This is a genomic window from Streptomyces sp. YKOK-I1 (genome assembly GCF_054660435.1).
In genome coordinates, this window is record NZ_BAAGDR010000001.1 from 2801735 (window position 1) to 2819842 (window position 18108).

The following is an 18108-nucleotide window of genomic DNA, read 5'->3' on the forward strand; positions in this document are numbered from 1 at the left end:
GGGTCAGTCCTCCAGTGCGGCGAGGCCGGGGAGCGTCTTGCCCTCGAGGTATTCGAGGGAGGCGCCGCCGCCGGTCGAGATGTGGCCGAAGGCGTTCTCGTCGAAGCCCAGGATGCGGACGGCCGCGGCGGAGTCGCCGCCGCCGACGACCGTGAAGGCCGAGGAGTCGAGGAGCGCCTGGGCGACCGACTTGGTGCCCTCGGCGAATTCGGGGTGTTCGAAGACGCCCATCGGGCCGTTCCAGAAGACGGTGGCGGCGTCGGTGATCTTCGAGGCGTACAGCTCGCCGGACGCCGGGCCGATGTCCAGGCCCATCCGGTCGGCCGGGATGGCGTCCGCGGCGACGGTGGTGGCGTCGGCCGGGGCCTTGGTCTTGAGGTCGGGGAAGGCGGGGGCGACCACCGCGTCGACCGGCAGGACCAGCTCGACGCCGGTCTTCTCGGCGCGCTCGATGTACTCCAGGACCGCGGGGATCTGGTCCTCCTGGAGGAGGGAGGCGCCGACCTCGTGGCCCTTGGCCTTGAGGAAGGTGAACGCCATGCCGCCGCCGATGAGGATGCGGTCGGCCCTGCCCAGCAGCTCGTCGATGACGGCGAGCTTGTCGGAGACCTTGGCGCCGCCGAGCACGACCACGTAGGGGCGCCGGACCTCGTCGGTGAGCTTCTTCAGGACGCCGACCTCGGTGGCGATGAGGTGGCCGGCGTAGTGCGGCAGCCTGGCCGGGAGGTCGTAGACGGAGGCGTGCTTGCGGTGCACGGCGCCGAAGCCGTCGCCGACGTAGACGTCCGCGAGCCGGGCGAGCTCGTCGGCGAAGGCGCCGCGCTCGACGTCGTCCTTGGAGGTCTCGCCCGCGTTGAAGCGGAGGTTCTCGATGACGGCGACCCGGCCGTCGGCGAGGCCGGCGACGGTCTCCTGGGCGGAGTCGCCGACGGTGTCGGTCGCGAAGGCCACGGCGGAGCCGAGGAGTTCACCGAGCCGGGCGGCGGCGGGGGCGAGCGAGAACGCCGGGTCCGGGGCGCCCTTGGGGCGGCCCAGGTGGGAGGCGACGACGACCCTGGCGCCCGCCTCGGCGAGGGCCTTGACGGTCGGCAGGACGGCGCGGATGCGGCCGTCGTCGGTGATGGTGGTGCCGTCCAGCGGCACGTTGAGGTCGGCGCGGACGAAGACCCGCCGGCCGGCCACTCCTTCGGCGAGGAGTTCGTCGATCGTCTTCATGAAAAGGGCTCCCGAGGGCTGGTGATGCTCCGTGATCGTAGACAGGGCGGTTCTGCACGTGACTCAGGGCCCGGGCGGCGCGTCCCTGCGCCGCCCGGGCCCTGCGTTCACACCGTGGTGCCTGATCCGACGATCAGAGCTGGCCGCCGACGAAGACCGTCAGGTCGACGAGGCGGTTGGAGTAGCCCCACTCGTTGTCGTACCAGCCGAGGATCTTCACCGTGTTGCCCTCCTGGACCATGGTCAGGGAGGAGTCGAAGGTGCAGGAGGCGGGGTCGCTGACGATGTCCGAGGAGACGATCTCGTCCTCGGTGTAGGCCAGGTAGCCCTTGAGGTCGCCGTCCTCGGAGGCCTTCTTGAACGCGGCGTTGACCTCGTCCTTGGTGACCTCGCGCTGGAGGGTGACCACGAGGTCGGTGGCCGAGCCGGTCGGGACCGGGACGCGCATGGCGATGCCGTCCAGCTTGCCCTTGAGCTGCGGGAGGACCAGGGCGGTGGCCTTCGCGGCGCCCGTCGTGGTCGGGATGATGTTCTCGGCGGCGGCGCGGGCGCGGCGCAGGTCCGAGTGCGGGAAGTCCAGGATGCGCTGGTCGTTGGTGTACGCGTGGACCGTCGTCATCAGACCCTTGACGATGCCGAAGTTCTCGTCGAGGACCTTGGCCATCGGCGCCACACAGTTGGTGGTGCAGGAGGCGTTGGAGATGACGTGGTGGTTCGCCGGGTCGTACTTGTCCTGGTTGACGCCCATCACGATGGTGATGTCCTCGTCCTTGGCCGGAGCCGAGATGAGGACCTTCTTGGCGCCGCCGGCGAGGTGCTTGGCGGCGTCGGCCTTCTTGGTGAAGATGCCGGTCGACTCGATGACGATGTCGACGCCGAGCTCGCCCCACGGGATGTCGGCGGGGTTGCGCTCGGACAGGACCTTGATGGTGTGGCCGTCGACGGTGATCGTGTCGGCGGTGTGCGACACCTCGGCCTTGAGGCGGCCCAGGATGGTGTCGTACTTGAGCAGGTGAGCGGTGGTCGCGGTGTCACCCAGGTCGTTGACAGCCACGATCTCGATGTCAGCACCCTGCTCCAGCAGCGCGCGGAAGTAGTTACGACCGATGCGGCCAAAGCCGTTGATGCCTACGCGGATCGTCACGAACCGATCTCCTCGTTGGTACGCCGGCCATGCGGTGCCGGCGAGCTGTATTTGGGATGTCCCCGACCGCCTACGACCCTACCTCTCCGAGGCCCCGTCGGTGACATCGACTTCGCCCATACACGGCAGGACGGTCCGTACCCGCCAGTAGGGGTACGGACCGCCCAGGCCTGAGGCGTTTTGCGCCCTTATTCCGTCACGGTGCGTGGAACACCATGAACCGGTGTGTCACTGATCAAGTGATGCGAGGGCCTTTCCGATGAGCGTTTTACGGTCCGCCGCGGAGGTCAGGTGCTCCAGGCCGAAGCCGAGCAGCACGGTGTCGTCGGTGGTGACCGCGCCGTACGTCTGGAACAGCGTTCCGGTGCGGGTCCAGTCCTTCAGGACGGCGGGGCTGCCCGCGGGCGGACCGGCGGCCCGCCAGGCGCCGAGCGAGGTCTCGAAGCCCTCGGTCTCGGTGGCCGTGTCGCCGATCACGAGCGAGGCGTCGTCGGCGAGGACGCCGTGGCCGCCGCTGCCGGGGTCGGTGACATAGCTGATCGAGACCTCGATGCTCCTGCCCGCGTAGGCGCTGAGGTCGAAGGAGACCTGCTGCCAGCCGTTGGAGGCGCCGGTGAGGGCGTTCCAGGAGCCGGTGGTGCCGGTCGCGGTGCAGGCGTTGTTCCCGAGGGTCAGGTAGTGCTTGAGCCACGGGTGGTCGGCGATGTAGAAGCCGGCGCCGCACTCCGCGGGGACCGTGGTGCTGGTCGCGCCGCCCTTCTCGGGGAGCGTGGTCCAGTCGTCGGCGCCGACGGTGCGGACCTCGACGATCGCGTTGTCGTAGCCGGGCTCGGTGTCCCACAGCAGCCGGGTGCGCAGGGTGGGCAGGGTGCCCGCGGCGACACCGCTGAGGTCGATGGTGCGGGTGAGGCGCTTGTAGGCGTCGTCGGTGTGCACCGCGGCGGCCATGTACGAGCCCGCGTACGGGCCGTACGGGTTGACCGTCCCGGAGAACTGCCCGGCGCCGGCGCCGGCGAACTGCGGATACGTGGCGGCCGGCAGTTCGTCGGAGGTGACCCCGTAGGTGCCGGCCTTGTCCAGCGGGTTGCCGGGGGCGGCGCCGAGGGCCCCGCCGGCGCCCGCGAGCGCGCCGGAGCCGGTGAAGCCGGTGGCCCCGGGGGTCGACGTACGGGAGTAGGCGCCCAGGTAGTACTGGCTGAAGTCGTCGGACGGGGTGCCGTCCCCGAGGTCGACCGTGCCGCCGGCCAGCTCGCCCGCCTCGATCAGCTTGCCGCCCTCGTTGAGGAAGGCGCGCAGTGCGAGCTGGGTCGGGTTGCCGGGGGTGCTCGCACCCGTGTAGTGGACGACGGTCCTGAAGTGGCTCAGCACGCCGAGCGCGTCGGGCACGCCCTGGGTGGCGACGTCCCAGACGAGGGCCTTGCGGCCGTTGGCCTTCAGGGCGTCGACGTAGGTCTGCGCCTGTGTGGCGGCCGCGCCCTCCTCGGCGACGACCAGCGTGTCGGCCTGGGGCCGTGCGGCGACCGTGTAGGTGAAGTGCGCGCTGGAGACCTTCTTGCCGGCCTTGGTGGCGCCGGTGAACCACACCTCGACCTTGTCGCCGGGCTTGCCGCCCCGCACCTTGGCCCGGTACTCGTCGAAGTACAGGTTGTCGTCCCCGCCGTAGGTCTCTCCGCCCTTCCAGGCCTTGAGCGCCCGGGACTGCGTACGGCCGCCGTTGACGCGGTAGGTGAGCTTCTTGTCGCGCAGCGCCTTCCGTGCGACGACGGAGACCTGCTGGTCCGCGCCGCGCGCGTACGAGGTGGTGAACGGGGCCGGGGTGAAGTCGGCGGCGCTCAGGCCGACCGAGGACTTCGGCTGGTCCGGGCGGGCGGCGGAGTCGGCGACGGAGAGCGCGAACGGGATGTTCTTGGTGAACTCCTGCTGGATCAGCTTCTCGTCGTCGGGGAAGTTGAAGACCGACTGGCAGTCGGAGGCGTTCCACTGGTCGTTCGGATCGATGTTCGACGCGGTCTGGCAGGTCGACATCTCCGGGGTGAACATCGCCGTGCCGTTGACGTTCGCCGCGTGGCCGTCCGCCTCGCCGTTGGTGGTGTACAGCTCCGAGGACACCTGCGGGTGGTAGCCCGGGATCGCGGAGTTGTCGGGGGTGCCGGCGAGCGTCTTGTAGAGGACGTCGTCCGGGGTGTCGGTGGCGACCTGCCAGCCGACGCCGTAGAGCAGCAGTTCGGCGGCGGAGTGGTAGTTGATGCCGTACGTGAACCCGATCCGCTTCTCGAAGGCGTCGAGCGCCTTGGTCTCGGGCTCGGAGCCGGCACTCGCGCCGCGGTAGGTCTGGCTGGTGGGGTTGGGGGACGAACCCTCGTCGTCGTAGCCCCACTTGTAGGGGAAGTTGCGGTTGAGGTCGACGCCGTCGCCGGTGGAGATCGCGCCGTCGCCGTTGACGTCCCGCAGGTTCTTGCGCCACAGGCGGTTGTCGGTGCTCTGGAAGGTGTAGTCGTAGCCGTCGGGGTTGGCCGACAGGACGAACCACAGCTCGGTGGAGTCGACGATCTTCTTGACGCGTTTGTCGGTCCGATAGTTGTCCAGGTAGTAGTGCATCAGCCGACGGGTCATCTCGGGCGTGATCCACTCACGGGCGTGCTGGTTGGACATGTACAGCACCGAGGGCTTGGAGCCGTCCTTGGCCTTCTTCGCGTCCTTGGTCAGTTTGAGCGCGAGGATGTCCTGGCCGCCCACCGTCTTGCCGAGGGAGACGACCTTGGTCAGGCCCGGGTTCTGCTGCCCGGTGCGGAGGATCTCCTCCTTCAGGCCGCCGCTGCCGCCGTAGGGGCGGAACACCCCGTCGGAGGCCGCCTCCACACGCTTCTCGGCCTTGGCCGAAAGTGTGTGCTCGGTGAGCGCGACGCCCTGCTTCTCGAGCTTGGCCGCCTGCTTGTCGGTGAGGTAGACCTCGACGGTGGCGGTGCCCTTCTCGGGCGCCTGCTCACCGAGTTCGTGCCCGTCCTGGCCGGCCGCCAGCAGCAGGGGTACCTGCTTCTTGGTGACCTCGGCCCGGAACACCTTGACCTCGTCCGGGTCGGGTTTCGCGGTGGATGCGGGCTGTGCCTGGGCGATGGGCGCGAGTGCCGCTCCGCCGAGCAGGAGTGCGCCGACGGCGAGGATCGATCTCGCTCTACGTCTCATGAACCCCCCTTGCGTAGGTTCGCCACAGCAGCGAACTCTGCCAGGCTCATGACAGTTCATGATCCAGTCAAGGGCGCCTCAAGGACAGCAAAACGCCGGTGATATCACCCTATTGGGTCACACCACCGGCGTCCCGAGAACGCCGTAAAGCGTTCTGAGCGTCCGTCAGCCCACGAGGTTGTCGGCCAGCTCCTCGCTGAGGTTGGCCTCCGTGCCCGGGATGCCGAGGTCGGAGGCGCGCTTGTCGGCCATCGCCAGCAGACGGCGGATCCGGCCGGCGACCGCGTCCTTGGTCAGCGGCGGGTCGGCGAGCGCGCCCAGCTCCTCCAGCGAGGCCTGCTTGTGCTCCATGCGCAGCCGGCCGGCCGCCGCGAGATGCTCGGGCACCTCGTCGGCGAGGATCTCCAGGGCGCGCTGCACCCGGGCCCCGGCGGCCACGGCCGCCCGGGCGGAACGGCGCAGGTTCGCGTCGTCGAAGTTGGCGAGCCGGTTCGCCGTGGCCCGCACCTCGCGGCGCATCCGGCGCTCCTCCCAGGCCAGCACCGACTCGTGCGCGCCGAGGCGGGTCAGCAGCGCACCGATCGCGTCGCCGTCCCGCACGACCACCCGGTCCACCCCGCGCACCTCGCGGGCCTTCGCGGCGATCGACAGCCGACGTGCCGCGCCGACCAGCGCGAGCGCTGCCTCGGGACCCGGGCAGGTCACCTCCAGGGAGGAGGAGCGGCCGGGCTCGGTGAGCGAGCCGTGCGCCAGGAACGCCCCGCGCCAGGCCGCCTCGGCGTCACAGGTCGCGCCGGAGACCACCTGCGGGGGAAGCCCGCGGATCGGTCGCCCGCGCCCGTCGACCAGACCGGTCTGGCGGGCCAGCTGGTCCCCGCCGGCGACCACGCGCACGACATAGCGCGAGCCGCGGCGCAGACCGCCCGGGGCCATCACGATCAGTTCAGAGCTGTGGCCGAAGATCTCGAGGATGTCCCGCTTGAGCCGGCGGGCCGCCATCGCCGTGTCCAGCTCCGCCTCGATCACGATGCGGCCGCTCACCAGGTGCAGGCCGCCGGCGAACCGCAGCACGGCGGAGACCTCCGCCTTTCTGCAGCAGGTCCGGGTGACGGGGAGCCGGGAGATCTCGTCCTTCACCGCTGCCGTCATCGCCATGGGCCGATCCTTCCATGCATCCGAAAAATACGGTCGTACGCGGCGGCGAGGAGCTCCGGGTCATGCCGGGGCGTTCCGTCGGTCCGGGCCACCTTCGCCAGCTCGACAGCGGCCCCGAACCGGGTGGCGGCATCGGTCAGGGAGTCGCGGTCGGGCACGGCGGCCTCGTCGGCCAGCACCACGTCCAGGGCGAGTTTAGGGGCGTGTCGTCCCAAAACCTCCAAATGACGCTGCGGGGAGAAGCCGTCGGTTTCTCCGGGCTGCGGCGCGAGGTTCAGCGAGAGTACCCGGCGCGCCTTGGTCTCGATGAGGGCGTCCAGCAGTTCGGGCACGAGAAGGTGCGGGATGACCGAGGAGAACCAGGACCCTGGGCCGAGGACCACCCAGTCCGCGTCCAGCACCGCCGCCACCGCCTCGGGGACGGCGGGCGGGTCGTGCGGCACGAGATGCACGGACTGCACCTCGCCGGGCGTGAGGGCCACGGTCGCCTGTCCGCGCACGGTGTCGACGTCCTCCGGCCGGCGCGGATCGTGCCCCTTGACCAGGGCCTGGAGCTCCAGCGGTACGGCGGACATGGGCAGCACCCGGCCGTGCGCTCCCAGCAGCTTGCCGACCAGGTCCAGGGCCTGGACATGGTCGCCGAGCTGCTCCCACAGGGCGACGATCAGCAGATTGCCGACCGCGTGGCCGTTGATCTCGCCCTGGGACTGGAAGCGGTGCTGGATGACCCGGGACCAGGTCTGGCCCCAGTCGTCGTCGCCGCACAGCGCGGCCAGCGCCTTGCGCAGATCGCCGGGCGGCAGCACGCCCAGCTCGTCCCTCAGCCGCCCGCTGGAGCCGCCGTCGTCGGCGACGGTGACCACGGCGGTCAGGTCACCGGTGATCCGGCGCAGCGCGGCGAGCGAGGCGGACAGGCCCATCCCGCCGCCCAGCGCGACGACCTTGGGCTGGGTGCCACGGCGGCGCGGCCTCGCGCCCCGGGCCTCGACCGGTCGGCTCGCGCGCCCCTCGGGGGGCATCCTGCGCAGTCGGCCCAGCCGCGGAGTACGTCCTGTCATTCCCGTCCCATGTCCCGGTGCACGACCACCGTCTCCACGCCCTCGGCCGCGAGACGCGCGGCGAGCTTCTCCGACATCGCGACCGAACGGTGCTTGCCGCCCGTACAGCCGACCGCGATGGTCACATAGCGCTTGCCCTCCCGCCGGTAGCCCGCGGCGATCAGCTGGAGGAGCTCCGCGTACCGGTCGAGGAACTCCTTCGCGCCGGGCTGGTTGAGGACGTAGGTGGCGACCTCGTCGTTGAGGCCGGTGTAGGGGCGCAGCTCCGGGACCCAGTGCGGGTTGGGCAGGAAGCGCATGTCCACCACCAGGTCGGCGTCGACCGGGAGGCCGTACTTGAAGCCGAAGGACATGACGGTGGCCCGCAGCTCGGGCTCCTCCTCGCCCGCGAACTGGGCGTCCATCTTGGCGCGCAGCTCGTGCACGTTGAGGCTGGAGGTGTCGATCACCAGGTCGGCGTCGCCGCGCAGCTCGCGCAGCAGTTCGCGCTCGGCGGCGATGCCGTCGACGATCCGGCCGTCGCCCTGGAGCGGGTGCGGGCGGCGCACGGACTCGAAGCGGCGCACCAGGGCGTCGTCGGAGGACTCCAGGAAGACGATCCGCCGGGTGACGTTCCTGGACTCCAGGTCGGCGAGGGACTCGCGGAGGTTGTCGAAGAAGCGGCGGCCGCGGACGTCGACGACGACCGCGATCCGCGCCACGTTGCCCTGGGAGCGGGCGCCCAGCTCCACCATGGTGGGGATCAGGGCGGGCGGGAGGTTGTCGACGACGAACCAGCCGAGGTCCTCCAGACACTTGGCTGCCGTCGAGCGGCCCGCCCCGGACATGCCGGAGATGATCACCAGCTCGGGGATGGCCGCCTCGGGGATCCCGGGCGGCGTGCTGTCCGTACTCACCTGTGCTCCGTCTTCGTGACCTGTGTCGTGTTCATGGGGCGCTGCGGTCAGCGCCTGGTCTCGCTCGTCCGTGGGGTGCGCGTCGTGCTCGTGCTCGGTCATGTCTCCTGCCCCCGTCGTTCTTCCGGGGCGCCCGCGGTCACGGGATCTCCGGGGGAACCCGCCGTCGTGCCGGGTTCCTCGTCTTCAATGATCTCTCCGGTCGCCGTGTTCACGGCGGGGGCGGGCGGAGCCGCCTGGAGGAGGGCCGCGGCGATCGTCTCGGCCGTCTTGCGGCCTATGCCCGGGACCTCGCAGATCTGGTCGAGGGTCGCGGCGCGCAGCTTCTTCACCGAGCCGAAGTGCTTGATGAGCGCCTGTTTGCGCGTCTCGCCCAGGCCCGGTACGTCGTCCAGGGGGCCGGAGCGCAGCCGCTTGGCCCGCTTGGTGCGCTGGTAGGTGATCGCGAAGCGGTGGGCCTCGTCGCGGACGCGCTGGAGGAGGTAGAGGCCCTCGCTGGTGCGGGGCAGGACGACCGGGTCGTCGTCGTGCGGCAGCCAGACCTCCTCCAGGCGCTTGGCGAGGCCGCAGACGGCGATGTCGTCGATGCCCAGCTCGTCGAGGGCGCGGCGGGCGGCCGCGACCTGGGGCCGGCCGCCGTCGACGACGACGAGCTGGGGCGGGTAGGCGAAGCGCTTGGGGCGGCCTTCGTCGTCCTTGAGGCCGGTGGCGAGGGGGGCTTCCCTGCCGTTGACGAGGATGGCGCCGTCGGTTTCGGTGCCGTCGGTTTCGGTGCCGTCGGGGAGGGGGCTCTCGGCGTCGGTCCACTCCCCCGTGCGCTCCTTCTCCGCGAGGTAGCGGCGGAAGCGGCGGGTGATCACCTCGTGCATGGAGCGGACGTCGTCCTGCCCCTCGAAGCCCTTGATCTGGAAGCGGCGGTACTCGCTCTTGCGGGCCAGGCCGTCCTCGAAGACGACCATGGAGGCCACGACGTCGTCCCCCTGGAGGTGCGAGATGTCGTAGCACTCGATCCGCAGCGGGGCGCTGTCCAGGTCCAGGGCCTCGGCGATCTCCTCCAGGGCACGCGAGCGCGTGGTCAGGTCGGAGGCGCGCTTGGTCTTGTGCAGGACGAGCGCCTGCTGGGCGTTGCGCTCCACGGTCTCCATCAGGGCCCGCTTGTCGCCGCGCTGCGGGATGCGCAGCGAGACACCCGAGCCGCGGCGGACGGTGAGCCATTCCTGGACGGGTTCGACCGGGTCGGGCAGGGCGGGGACGAGCACCTCCTTGGGGACGGCGTCGCCGGTCTCCTCGCCGTAGAGCTGCTGGAGGGCGTGTTCGACGAGGGCGCCGGTGGTGATCTCCTCGACCTTGTCGGTGACCCAGCCGCGCTGGCCGCGCACCCGTCCGCCGCGGACGTGGAAGATCTGGACCGCCGCCTCCAGCTCGTCCTCGGCGACCGCGATCAGATCGGCGTCGGTCGCGTCCGCCAGCACGACCGCGTTCTTCTCCATGGCCTTCCTCAGGGCCTCGATGTCGTCGCGCAGGCGGGCGGCCCGCTCGTACTCCATCTCCTCGGCCGCCTCCGTCATCTGCTTCTCCAGACGGCGGAGGTGGGTGCCGGTGCGGCCGGCCATGAAGTCGCAGAACTCGTCGGCCAGTTCGCCGTGGTCCTCGGCGGAGATCCGGCCGACGCAGGGCGCGGAGCACTTGCCGATGTAGCCGAGCAGACAGGGGCGGCCGGTGCGGGAGGCGTTCTTGAAGACGCCGGCGGAGCAGGTGCGCACGGGGAAGACGCGCAGCAGCAGGTCGACGGTGTCACGGATCGCCCACGCGTGCGCGTACGGCCCGAAGTAGCGGACGCCCTTCTTCTTGTGGCCGCGCATCACCTGCACGCGCGGGAACTCCTCGTTCATCGTCACCGCGAGGTAGGGGTAGCTCTTGTCGTCGCGGTACTTCACGTTGAACCGGGGGTCGTACTCCTTGATCCAGGAGTACTCCAGCTGCAGCGCCTCGACCTCCGTGGACACGACCGTCCACTCCACCGACGCGGCCGTGGTGACCATCGTGCGGGTGCGCGGGTGCAGGCCCGCGAGGTCCTGGAAGTAGTTCGCCAGGCGCTGGCGCAGGCTCTTCGCCTTTCCGACGTAGATCACCCGGCGGTGCTCGTCGCGGAACCTGTACACCCCGGGGGAGTCCGGGATCTGTCCCGGCTTGGGGCGGTAGCTGGAGGGGTCGGCCATGTCTCACACCCTACTGGCGCGGGGTGACACTCCGACGGCCCTGTGGACAACCATGGGCCGCCGTCGGCCGCCCTGTGGACAACGATGTTTCCGGACAGCCGGTCATGATCCGCCCGTACGGCGGACCCCCGTCGCCGTCGGTCGTGGCGGGCCCCGGGCGGTGCCCCGCCACGGGATCTCCCTCCACCGGGCGAGCCGCGGACACCGGCCAGACGCATGTGCCACTCGGACATCAGGTGTTGTCGGGACTTGGTCAACACGCTTCAATGCGGGGGAACTCGGGGCCCTGAAGGACGCCTTACGGATGTGAAGGAGCCCCCGGCGTCAGCGGGGAAGCCCCGACCCCTCACGCGCGGTCCGACCAGCCGTCGCGAGCTTTCACAGAAAGGCCCCTGCATGCCGCACGCCACACAGCACGCGGACGCCGCCGAGGACGTCGCCGTCGCGGAACTGGACACGGTCCTGCGGGGCGGCCCGTTCCATGTCGCGCTGCGTGCCGCGATCGCCGCCCGTGGACTGCCCCTGCAGCGCGTCCAGCACCATCTGTCGCGCCACGGGGTCAAGGTCGGCGTCACGAGTCTGAGTTACTGGCAGCAGGGCGCCCGGCGTCCCCAGCGTCCGGAGTCGCTGCGGGCCGTCCGCGCGCTGGAGGAGATCCTCCGCCTCCCGGACGAGTCCCTGATCCGGCTGCTGGAGGACCCGGGCGCGCCGACCGGCGCCCCGGCCGCCGCCGGGCAGCCCACGGGACGGTCCTACCGTTCCGTCCTGGAGGCCTCCGGCGTCCTTGAACGTCTGCACGCCGAACTGGAGTGCCCACTCGACGGTGGGCTGCACACCCTGGGCCACCACGAGCGCGTCCGCATCGGGGCGCGCCGCGAACTGCTGGGCCGCGAGTCGCAGCACATCGTGCGCGCCCACCGCGACGGCGTCGACCGCTTCCTCGCCGTCCACCAGGGGGATCCCGGCTGCACGCCCGAGCGGATGACCGTGCACGCCCTGGAGAACTGCCGCGCCGGACGGGTCCGCCGCCATCACGACACCGGTGTCCTGGTGGCCGAGCTGCTGTTCGACACCCGGCTGCGGGCCGGTGAGACGTTTCTCTTCCGCTACGCCATCGAGGACGGCACGGCCGGCGTCTGCCGGGAGTACGTCCGTGGTTTCGGCGCGGCGGGCGGCCAGTACGCGCTGCAGATCCGGTTCGCCGAACAGGCGCTGCCCGTGCGCTGTCACCGGTTCACCCAGCATTCGGCGGCGGCACCGCGCGGCGGCCGTCAGGAGCTGCCGCTCAGCCTCCGCCACTGCTCGGTCCACCTCGTCGAGCCCCGGGTGCGGTCGGGGATGGTGGGCATCGGCTGGGACTGGGAGTGAGCGGGGGCGGCGTTCGACGGGGGGTGACCGCCCGGACTCGTCCGTTTCGTCCCGCGCCGCCTCGGGGAGCGGGCAGACTCGGCATGCCATGAGCCATGAGCAGTCCGAAGTGTCCGCGAAAGGAACCGCCCCGTGATCGTCGTCGCCGGTGAAGCCCTCATCGACCTGGTACCGCGGGACACGGGTGCCCTCACGGCCCTGCAGCCGGCGCTCGGCGGCGGGCCCTTCAACACGGCCGTCGCCCTCGGCCGGCTGGGGTCGCCCACCGCCTTCTGCTCCCGGGTGTCGTACGACGCGTTCGGGGAGGCGCTGCTCGGCGGGCTGCGGGGGGCGGGCGTGGACGTCTCCGCCGTGCAGCGGGGCCCCGAGCCGACCACACTGGCGGTCGCCACGGTCGGCGACGGGGGCTCGGCGGCGTACTCCTTCTACGTCGAAGGGACCGCCGACCGTCTGTTCACCGCTCCGGCCGCCCTCCCCGCGGGGACGCGCGCGGTGTCGTTCGGCACCTGTTCGCTCGTGCTGGAGCCGGGTGCGAGCGCGTACGAGGAGCTGCTGGGGACCGCGGCCGGTCAGGGTGTGTTCACCGCGCTCGATCCGAACATCCGGCCGGGGCTGATCCCCGACGCCGATGCCTACCGGGCCCGGTTCAAGGGCTGGCTGCCCTCGGTGAACCTGCTCAAGCTCTCGGAGGAGGACGCCCTGTGGCTGGGCGGCACCCCGCACGAGTGGCTGTCGGCCGGGCCTTCGGCCGTCGTGATCACGCACGGCGCCGCCGGGCTGAGCGTCGTCACCGCGGACCACGCCGTGTACGCCGTCCCGGGCGAGCCGGTCGACGTCGTGGACACCATCGGGGCCGGGGACACCGTGAACGCGGCGCTGCTGCACGGCCTGGCGGTGCGGGACGCCCTGTCCCCGGCCGGTGTGGCGGGGCTGGGTGCCGAGGGCTGGCAGCAGCTGCTGGGGTTCGCCGCCCGCGCGGCGGCGGTCACCTGCTCCCGGGCGGGCGCGGAACCGCCGTACGCCTCGGAACTGGGCGACGCCCGGGCGGTCCGGGACTGAGGGCACGGCCCGTGCACCGAGCGGCGCCCCGCGGGAGGATCCCGGGGGCGCCGTCCTGAGGGTGAGGCCCGGTGGGCCCGCCGTACGGCTCAGGCCTTGCGGGCCCGGGTCGTCCTCTTCGCGGGGGCGGCCTTCTTGGCGGTCGCGGGGACCTTCTTCGTGACCGTGTTGTTGGTGGTCCTGGCGGCGGCCGTCTTCTTGGCCGCGGTCTTGCGCGGGGCCTGCACCGGTGCCGCGTCACTGATGCGGTCGGCGCCGAGGATCTCGCGCAGGAACTTGCCGGTGTGGCTGGCCGGGACCCCGGCGACCTCCTCCGGTGTGCCCTCGGCGACGACCAGGCCACCGCCCGCACCGCCCTCGGGGCCCATGTCGACGACCCAGTCGGCGGTCTTGATCACATCGAGGTTGTGCTCGATGACGATGACCGTGTTCCCCTTGTCGACGAGTCCGGCGAGGACCTTGAGGAGCTTGCTGATGTCCTCGAAGTGCAGGCCCGTGGTCGGCTCGTCCAGGACGTAGACCGTGCGGCCGGTGGAGCGGCGCTGGAGCTCGCTGGCGAGCTTGACGCGCTGGGCCTCACCGCCGGAGAGGGTGGTCGCGGACTGCCCGAGCCGGACATAGCCGAGCCCGACGTCCTTCAGCGTGTTGAGGTGGCGGGCGATCGCCGGGACGGCCTCGAAGAAGTCCGTGGCCTCCTCGATCGGCATGTTCAGCACGTCGGCGATGGACTTGCCCTTGTAGTGGACCTCCAGGGTCTCCCGGTTGTACCGGGCGCCGTGGCAGACCTCGCACGGGACGTAGACGTCCGGGAGGAAGTTCATCTCGATCTTGATGGTGCCGTCGCCCGCGCAGTTCTCGCAGCGGCCGCCCTTGACGTTGAAGGAGAAGCGGCCGGGCAGATAGCCGCGGACCTTCGCCTCGGTGGTCTCGGCGAACAGCTTGCGGACGTGGTCGAAGACACCGGTGTACGTGGCCGGGTTGGAGCGGGGGGTGCGGCCGATGGGCGACTGGTCGACGTGCACGACCTTGTCGACGAGGTCGTCGCCGTCCACGCGGGTGTGCCGTCCCGGGACGTTCCTCGCGCCGTTCAGCTCGCGGGCCAGGTGGGTGTACAGGATGTCGTTGACCAGGGTCGACTTGCCGGAGCCGGAGACACCGGTGACGGCCGTGAACACGCCGAGCGGGAAGGACACGTCGATGTCCTGGAGGTTGTTCTCGCGGGCGCCGTGCACGGTGAGCTGCCGGGAGGGGTCGCGCGGGCGCCGGATGTCCGGCAGCGGGATCGACTTCTTGCCGGCCAGGTACTGACCGGTCTGCGACTCCGCGTTGGCGAGCAGTTCCTTCAGGGAGCCGCTGTGCACGACCTTGCCGCCGTGTTCGCCGGCGCCGGGGCCGATGTCGACGATCCAGTCGGCGACCTTGATGGTGTCCTCGTCGTGCTCGACGACGATGAGCGTGTTGCCCATGTCGCGCAGCCGGACCAGGGTCTCGATGAGCCGGTGGTTGTCGCGCTGGTGCAGGCCGATGGACGGCTCGTCGAGGACGTAGAGCACGCCGACGAGTCCGGAGCCGATCTGGGTGGCCAGGCGGATGCGCTGGGCCTCGCCGCCGGAGAGCGTGCCGGCCGCGCGGTTGAGGGAGAGGTAGTCGAGGCCGACGTCGACGAGGAAGCGCAGTCGTTCGTTGACCTCCTTCAGGACGCGTTCGGCGATCTTCTTGTCGCGGGCGTTGAGCCTCAGCTCGCCCAGGAAGTCCGCGCAGTCGCTGATGGACATCGCGGAGACCTCGGCGATGGACTTCTCCATGACGGTGACCGCGAGGACGATCGGCTTCAGCCGCGTGCCCTGACAGGTGGGGCAGGGCACCTCGCGCATATAGCCCTCGAAGCGCTCGCGGCTGGCGTCGCTCTCGGCCTCGCCGTGCCGGCGCTTGACGAACGGGACGGCGCCCTCGAAGGGCGTGGTGTACACGCGCTCACGGCCGTAGCGGTTCCTGTAGCGGACCTCGATCTGCGTCTTGTGGCCGTACAGCAGGGCCTTCCTGGCGCGCTGGGGCAGGCCCGCGAAGGGGATGTCGGTCCTGAAGCCCAGCGCGTCCGCGAGGGCGCCGATCAGCCGGCCGAAGTAGTCCTTGGTGTGGCCGTGCGACCAGGGGTGGATGGCTCCCTCGTCGAGGGACTTGTCCTCGTCCGGGACGATCAGCTCGGGGTCGACCTCCATGCGCGTGCCGATGCCGGTGCACTCGGGGCAGGCGCCGAAGGGCGAGTTGAAGGAGAAGGAGCGGGGCTCCAGCTCCTCGAAGGACAGGTCGTCGTACGGGCAGTAGAGGTGCTCCGAGAACATGCGCTCGCGCTCGGGGTCGTCCTCGGCAAGGTCGACGAAGTCGAGCACGACCATGCCGCCGGAGAGGCCGAGGGCGGTCTCCACGGAGTCGGTGAGGCGGCGCTTGGCGGAGTCCTTGACCGTGAGGCGGTCGACGACCACCTCGATGGTGTGCTTCTCCTGCTTCTTCAGCGTGGGCGGGCTGGAGAGCTGGATCGTCTCGCCGTCCACGCGCGCACGGGAGTAGCCCTTGGTCTGGAGATCGGCGAAGAGGTCGACGAACTCCCCCTTGCGCTCGCGCACCAGCGGCGAGAGCACCTGGAAGCGGCTGCCCTCGGGCAGCTCCAGGACCCGGTCGACGATGGCCTGCGGCGACTGGCGGGAGATCGGGCGGCGGCACTCGGGACAGTGCGGCTTGCCGATGCGCGCGAAGAGCAGACGCAGGTAGTCGTAGACCTCGGTGATGGTGCCGACCGTCGAGCGCGGGTTGCGCGAGGTCGACTTCTGGTCGATGGAGACGGCCGGCGAGAGACCTTCGATGAAGTCGACGTCCGGCTTGTCCATCTGGCCGAGGAACTGGCGGGCGTACGAGGAGAGCGACTCCACGTACCGCCGCTGCCCCTCGGCGAAGATGGTGTCGAAGGCCAGCGAGGACTTGCCCGACCCCGACAGGCCCGTGAAGACGATGAGCGAGTCGCGCGGCAGGTCGAGCGAGACATTCCTGAGGTTGTGCTCGCGCGCGCCACGGACGATGAGACGGTCGGCCACGCCGGTCCGCACCTTTCTTGCTGGAGAAGCTGGAGAGGAGTGACAGGGGCGGGGCCCCCGTCGTTCTCAGACTAGGGGGAGCCACTGACAGCGCCGGTCCGGATGCACCGGTTCACAACGATCCCCGGTCATCCAGCATGCCCGATGCCGCCACCGACCATATAGCACGCACATTCGATTTTGGGCCGTGGTCCGCCACCTTCACCCGAAGGAGTGGTGGCACTAAGGTCAGCAGCATGATTGATCACGCTCATGACCTGGCGTCTGTACGTGAAGCGACCGACCGGCTCCTCACCGCAGTCGGCAAACTGGACGACGCGGCGGTGGCGGAGCCGTCGCTGCTGCCCGGCTGGAGCCGGGGTCACGTCCTCGCCCATCTCGCCCGTAACGCGGACGCCCTCGTGAACGTCTTCGAGGGCCGCCCCATGTACGCCGACGCGAGCGTCCGCGACGCCGACATCGACCGGGACGCCCCGCGCCCCCTGGAGGTCCAGCTCGCCGACGTGCGGGAGAGCGCGGCCCGCTTCCAGGCGGCCGCGGCCGTGCCCGCCGACTGGTCCCGCACGGTGGAGCTGCGCAACGGCGTCACCGACCATGCGGCCCGGGTGCCCTTCAGACGCTGGGGGGAGGTCGAGCTGCACCACGTCGACCTCGGCATCGGCTATGCGCTGGAGGACCTGCCGCAGGAGTTCACCGAGCGGGAGACCGACTTCCTCGCGGACCGCTTCGCCGGACACCCCGACGTGCCGCCGACCCGGCTGACAAACGGCACGCGCGCGTGGCGCACGGGACGGGAGGCCGACGACCCCGAGGTGATCGTCACCGGAGCCCCGGCCGACCTCCTGGGCTGGCTCGCCGGACGCCGCGACGGATCCGGGCTGACCGTGTCCGGCGGTCCGCTCCCGGCCCTGCCCCCGCTATAGGCTGGCCGTCATGACGTACAGCGGAGAGGTGACGGTCGGCGGCCCGGCGGACGTGCACGAGCTCAAGGACCTGATGATCACCAAGATCGCGGTCGGCCCGATGAACAACAACGCCTATCTGCTGCGCTGCCGGGCCACGGACGAGCAGTTGCTGATCGACGCGGCCAACGACGGACAGGCGCTGCTCGGGACGATCGGTGACGACGGCATCGCGTCCGTCGTCACCACCCATCGGCACGGCGACCACTGGCAGGCGCTCGCCGAGGTCGTGGCGGCCACGGGCGCGCGCACCTACGCGGGCCGGGAGGACGCCGAGGGCATCCCCGTGCCGACCGACGTCCTGCTCGACGACGGCGACACCGTCCGGGTGGGGAACGTCGAGCTCACCGCGCGGCACCTGGTCGGACACACACCGGGCTCGATCGCGCTCGTCTACGACGACCCGCACGGGCATCCCCATGTCTTCACGGGCGACTGCCTGTTCCCGGGCGGCGTGGGCAACACCTGGAAGGATCCGGAGGCGTTCGCCAGCCTGATCCACGACGTCGAGACGAAGATCTTCGCCGTGCTGCCGGACGAGACGTGGGTCTACCCGGGCCACGGCAACGACACCACGCTGGGCGCGGAGCGGCCGCATCTGCCGGAGTGGCACGCGCGCGGGTGGTGAGTTCGCGTTCGGCACAGGGGCACGGGTGGTGAGTTCCTGACACTGGGGCGCGCGGAGTCGTTCGCGCGCCCCGTGTGAATCGTGCGCACGCGCCGACGCCTCGCGCGCGCTCCCCCCACACCTGGTTGCGCG

At 70.9% G+C, this 18108-nt stretch carries 12 protein-coding genes; 4 read left to right on the top strand and 8 right to left on the bottom strand.

What is annotated here, in order from left to right; translation table 11 throughout:
* Positions 1 to 3: 3 nt before the first annotated feature.
* From ACYQ8Q_RS12065 to uvrC, 7 genes are all read right to left on the bottom strand, one after another.
* Entirely contained in the window at positions 4 to 1215 is a 1212-nt protein-coding gene (locus ACYQ8Q_RS12065; protein ID WP_460064364.1) for a phosphoglycerate kinase, read from the bottom strand.
* 133 nt (positions 1216 to 1348) lie between these two features.
* Positions 1349 to 2359, bottom strand: a complete 1011-nt coding sequence (gap, locus tag ACYQ8Q_RS12070; RefSeq protein ID WP_055634811.1) for a type I glyceraldehyde-3-phosphate dehydrogenase — start codon at positions 2357 to 2359, stop codon at positions 1349 to 1351.
* A 228-nt stretch (positions 2360 to 2587) separates the two neighbouring features.
* On the bottom strand, positions 2588 to 5542 hold the full coding sequence (locus tag ACYQ8Q_RS12075) for a M14 family metallopeptidase (protein ID WP_460064365.1): 2955 nt from the start codon (positions 5540 to 5542) through the stop codon (positions 2588 to 2590).
* A 165-nt stretch (positions 5543 to 5707) separates the two neighbouring features.
* Positions 5708 to 6697: a DNA-binding protein WhiA gene (whiA, locus tag ACYQ8Q_RS12080; RefSeq protein WP_055634810.1), complete on the bottom strand. Its 990-nt coding sequence runs from the start codon at positions 6695 to 6697 to the stop codon at positions 5708 to 5710.
* The gene (locus ACYQ8Q_RS12085; RefSeq protein ID WP_358987468.1) at positions 6688 to 7755 is read right to left on the bottom strand and encodes a gluconeogenesis factor YvcK family protein; all 1068 of its coding nucleotides are present in this window, start codon (positions 7753 to 7755) and stop codon (positions 6688 to 6690) included. The genes whiA and ACYQ8Q_RS12085 overlap by 10 nt, the downstream gene beginning before the upstream one ends.
* Entirely contained in the window at positions 7752 to 8753 is a 1002-nt protein-coding gene (gene rapZ, locus ACYQ8Q_RS12090) for an RNase adapter RapZ (protein ID WP_460064366.1), read from the bottom strand. The genes ACYQ8Q_RS12085 and rapZ overlap by 4 nt, the downstream gene beginning before the upstream one ends.
* Positions 8750 to 10870 (bottom strand): excinuclease ABC subunit UvrC, encoded by a 2121-nt coding sequence (uvrC, locus tag ACYQ8Q_RS12095; protein ID WP_460064368.1) that lies wholly within the window; start codon positions 10868 to 10870, stop codon positions 8750 to 8752. The genes rapZ and uvrC overlap by 4 nt, the downstream gene beginning before the upstream one ends.
* Before the next feature lie 396 nt (positions 10871 to 11266).
* On the opposite strand from uvrC, the gene ACYQ8Q_RS12100 reads away from it, so the two are divergent.
* Positions 11267 to 12238: a hypothetical protein gene (locus ACYQ8Q_RS12100; protein ID WP_460064370.1), complete on the top strand. Its 972-nt coding sequence runs from the start codon at positions 11267 to 11269 to the stop codon at positions 12236 to 12238.
* A gap of 132 nt (positions 12239 to 12370) precedes the next feature.
* Positions 12371 to 13297, top strand: coding sequence for a carbohydrate kinase family protein (locus ACYQ8Q_RS12105; protein ID WP_460064372.1), 927 nt, complete (start codon positions 12371 to 12373; stop codon positions 13295 to 13297).
* A gap of 89 nt (positions 13298 to 13386) precedes the next feature.
* Here ACYQ8Q_RS12105 and uvrA read toward each other — a convergent pair whose 3' ends face one another.
* A complete protein-coding gene (gene uvrA / locus ACYQ8Q_RS12110) occupies positions 13387 to 16386 on the bottom strand; it encodes an excinuclease ABC subunit UvrA (protein WP_460064374.1) in 3000 nt (999 codons plus the stop codon).
* A 236-nt stretch (positions 16387 to 16622) separates the two neighbouring features.
* Here uvrA and ACYQ8Q_RS12115 point away from each other — a divergent pair, with 236 nt between their 5' ends.
* Both ACYQ8Q_RS12115 and ACYQ8Q_RS12120 read left to right on the top strand, forming a co-directional pair.
* Positions 16623 to 17309: a maleylpyruvate isomerase family mycothiol-dependent enzyme gene (locus ACYQ8Q_RS12115; protein WP_460064376.1), complete on the top strand. Its 687-nt coding sequence runs from the start codon at positions 16623 to 16625 to the stop codon at positions 17307 to 17309.
* Between the two features lie 10 nt (positions 17310 to 17319).
* Positions 17320 to 17976, top strand: coding sequence for an MBL fold metallo-hydrolase (locus tag ACYQ8Q_RS12120; RefSeq protein ID WP_460064378.1), 657 nt, complete (start codon positions 17320 to 17322; stop codon positions 17974 to 17976).
* The last annotated feature ends 132 nt before the right edge of the window (positions 17977 to 18108 follow it).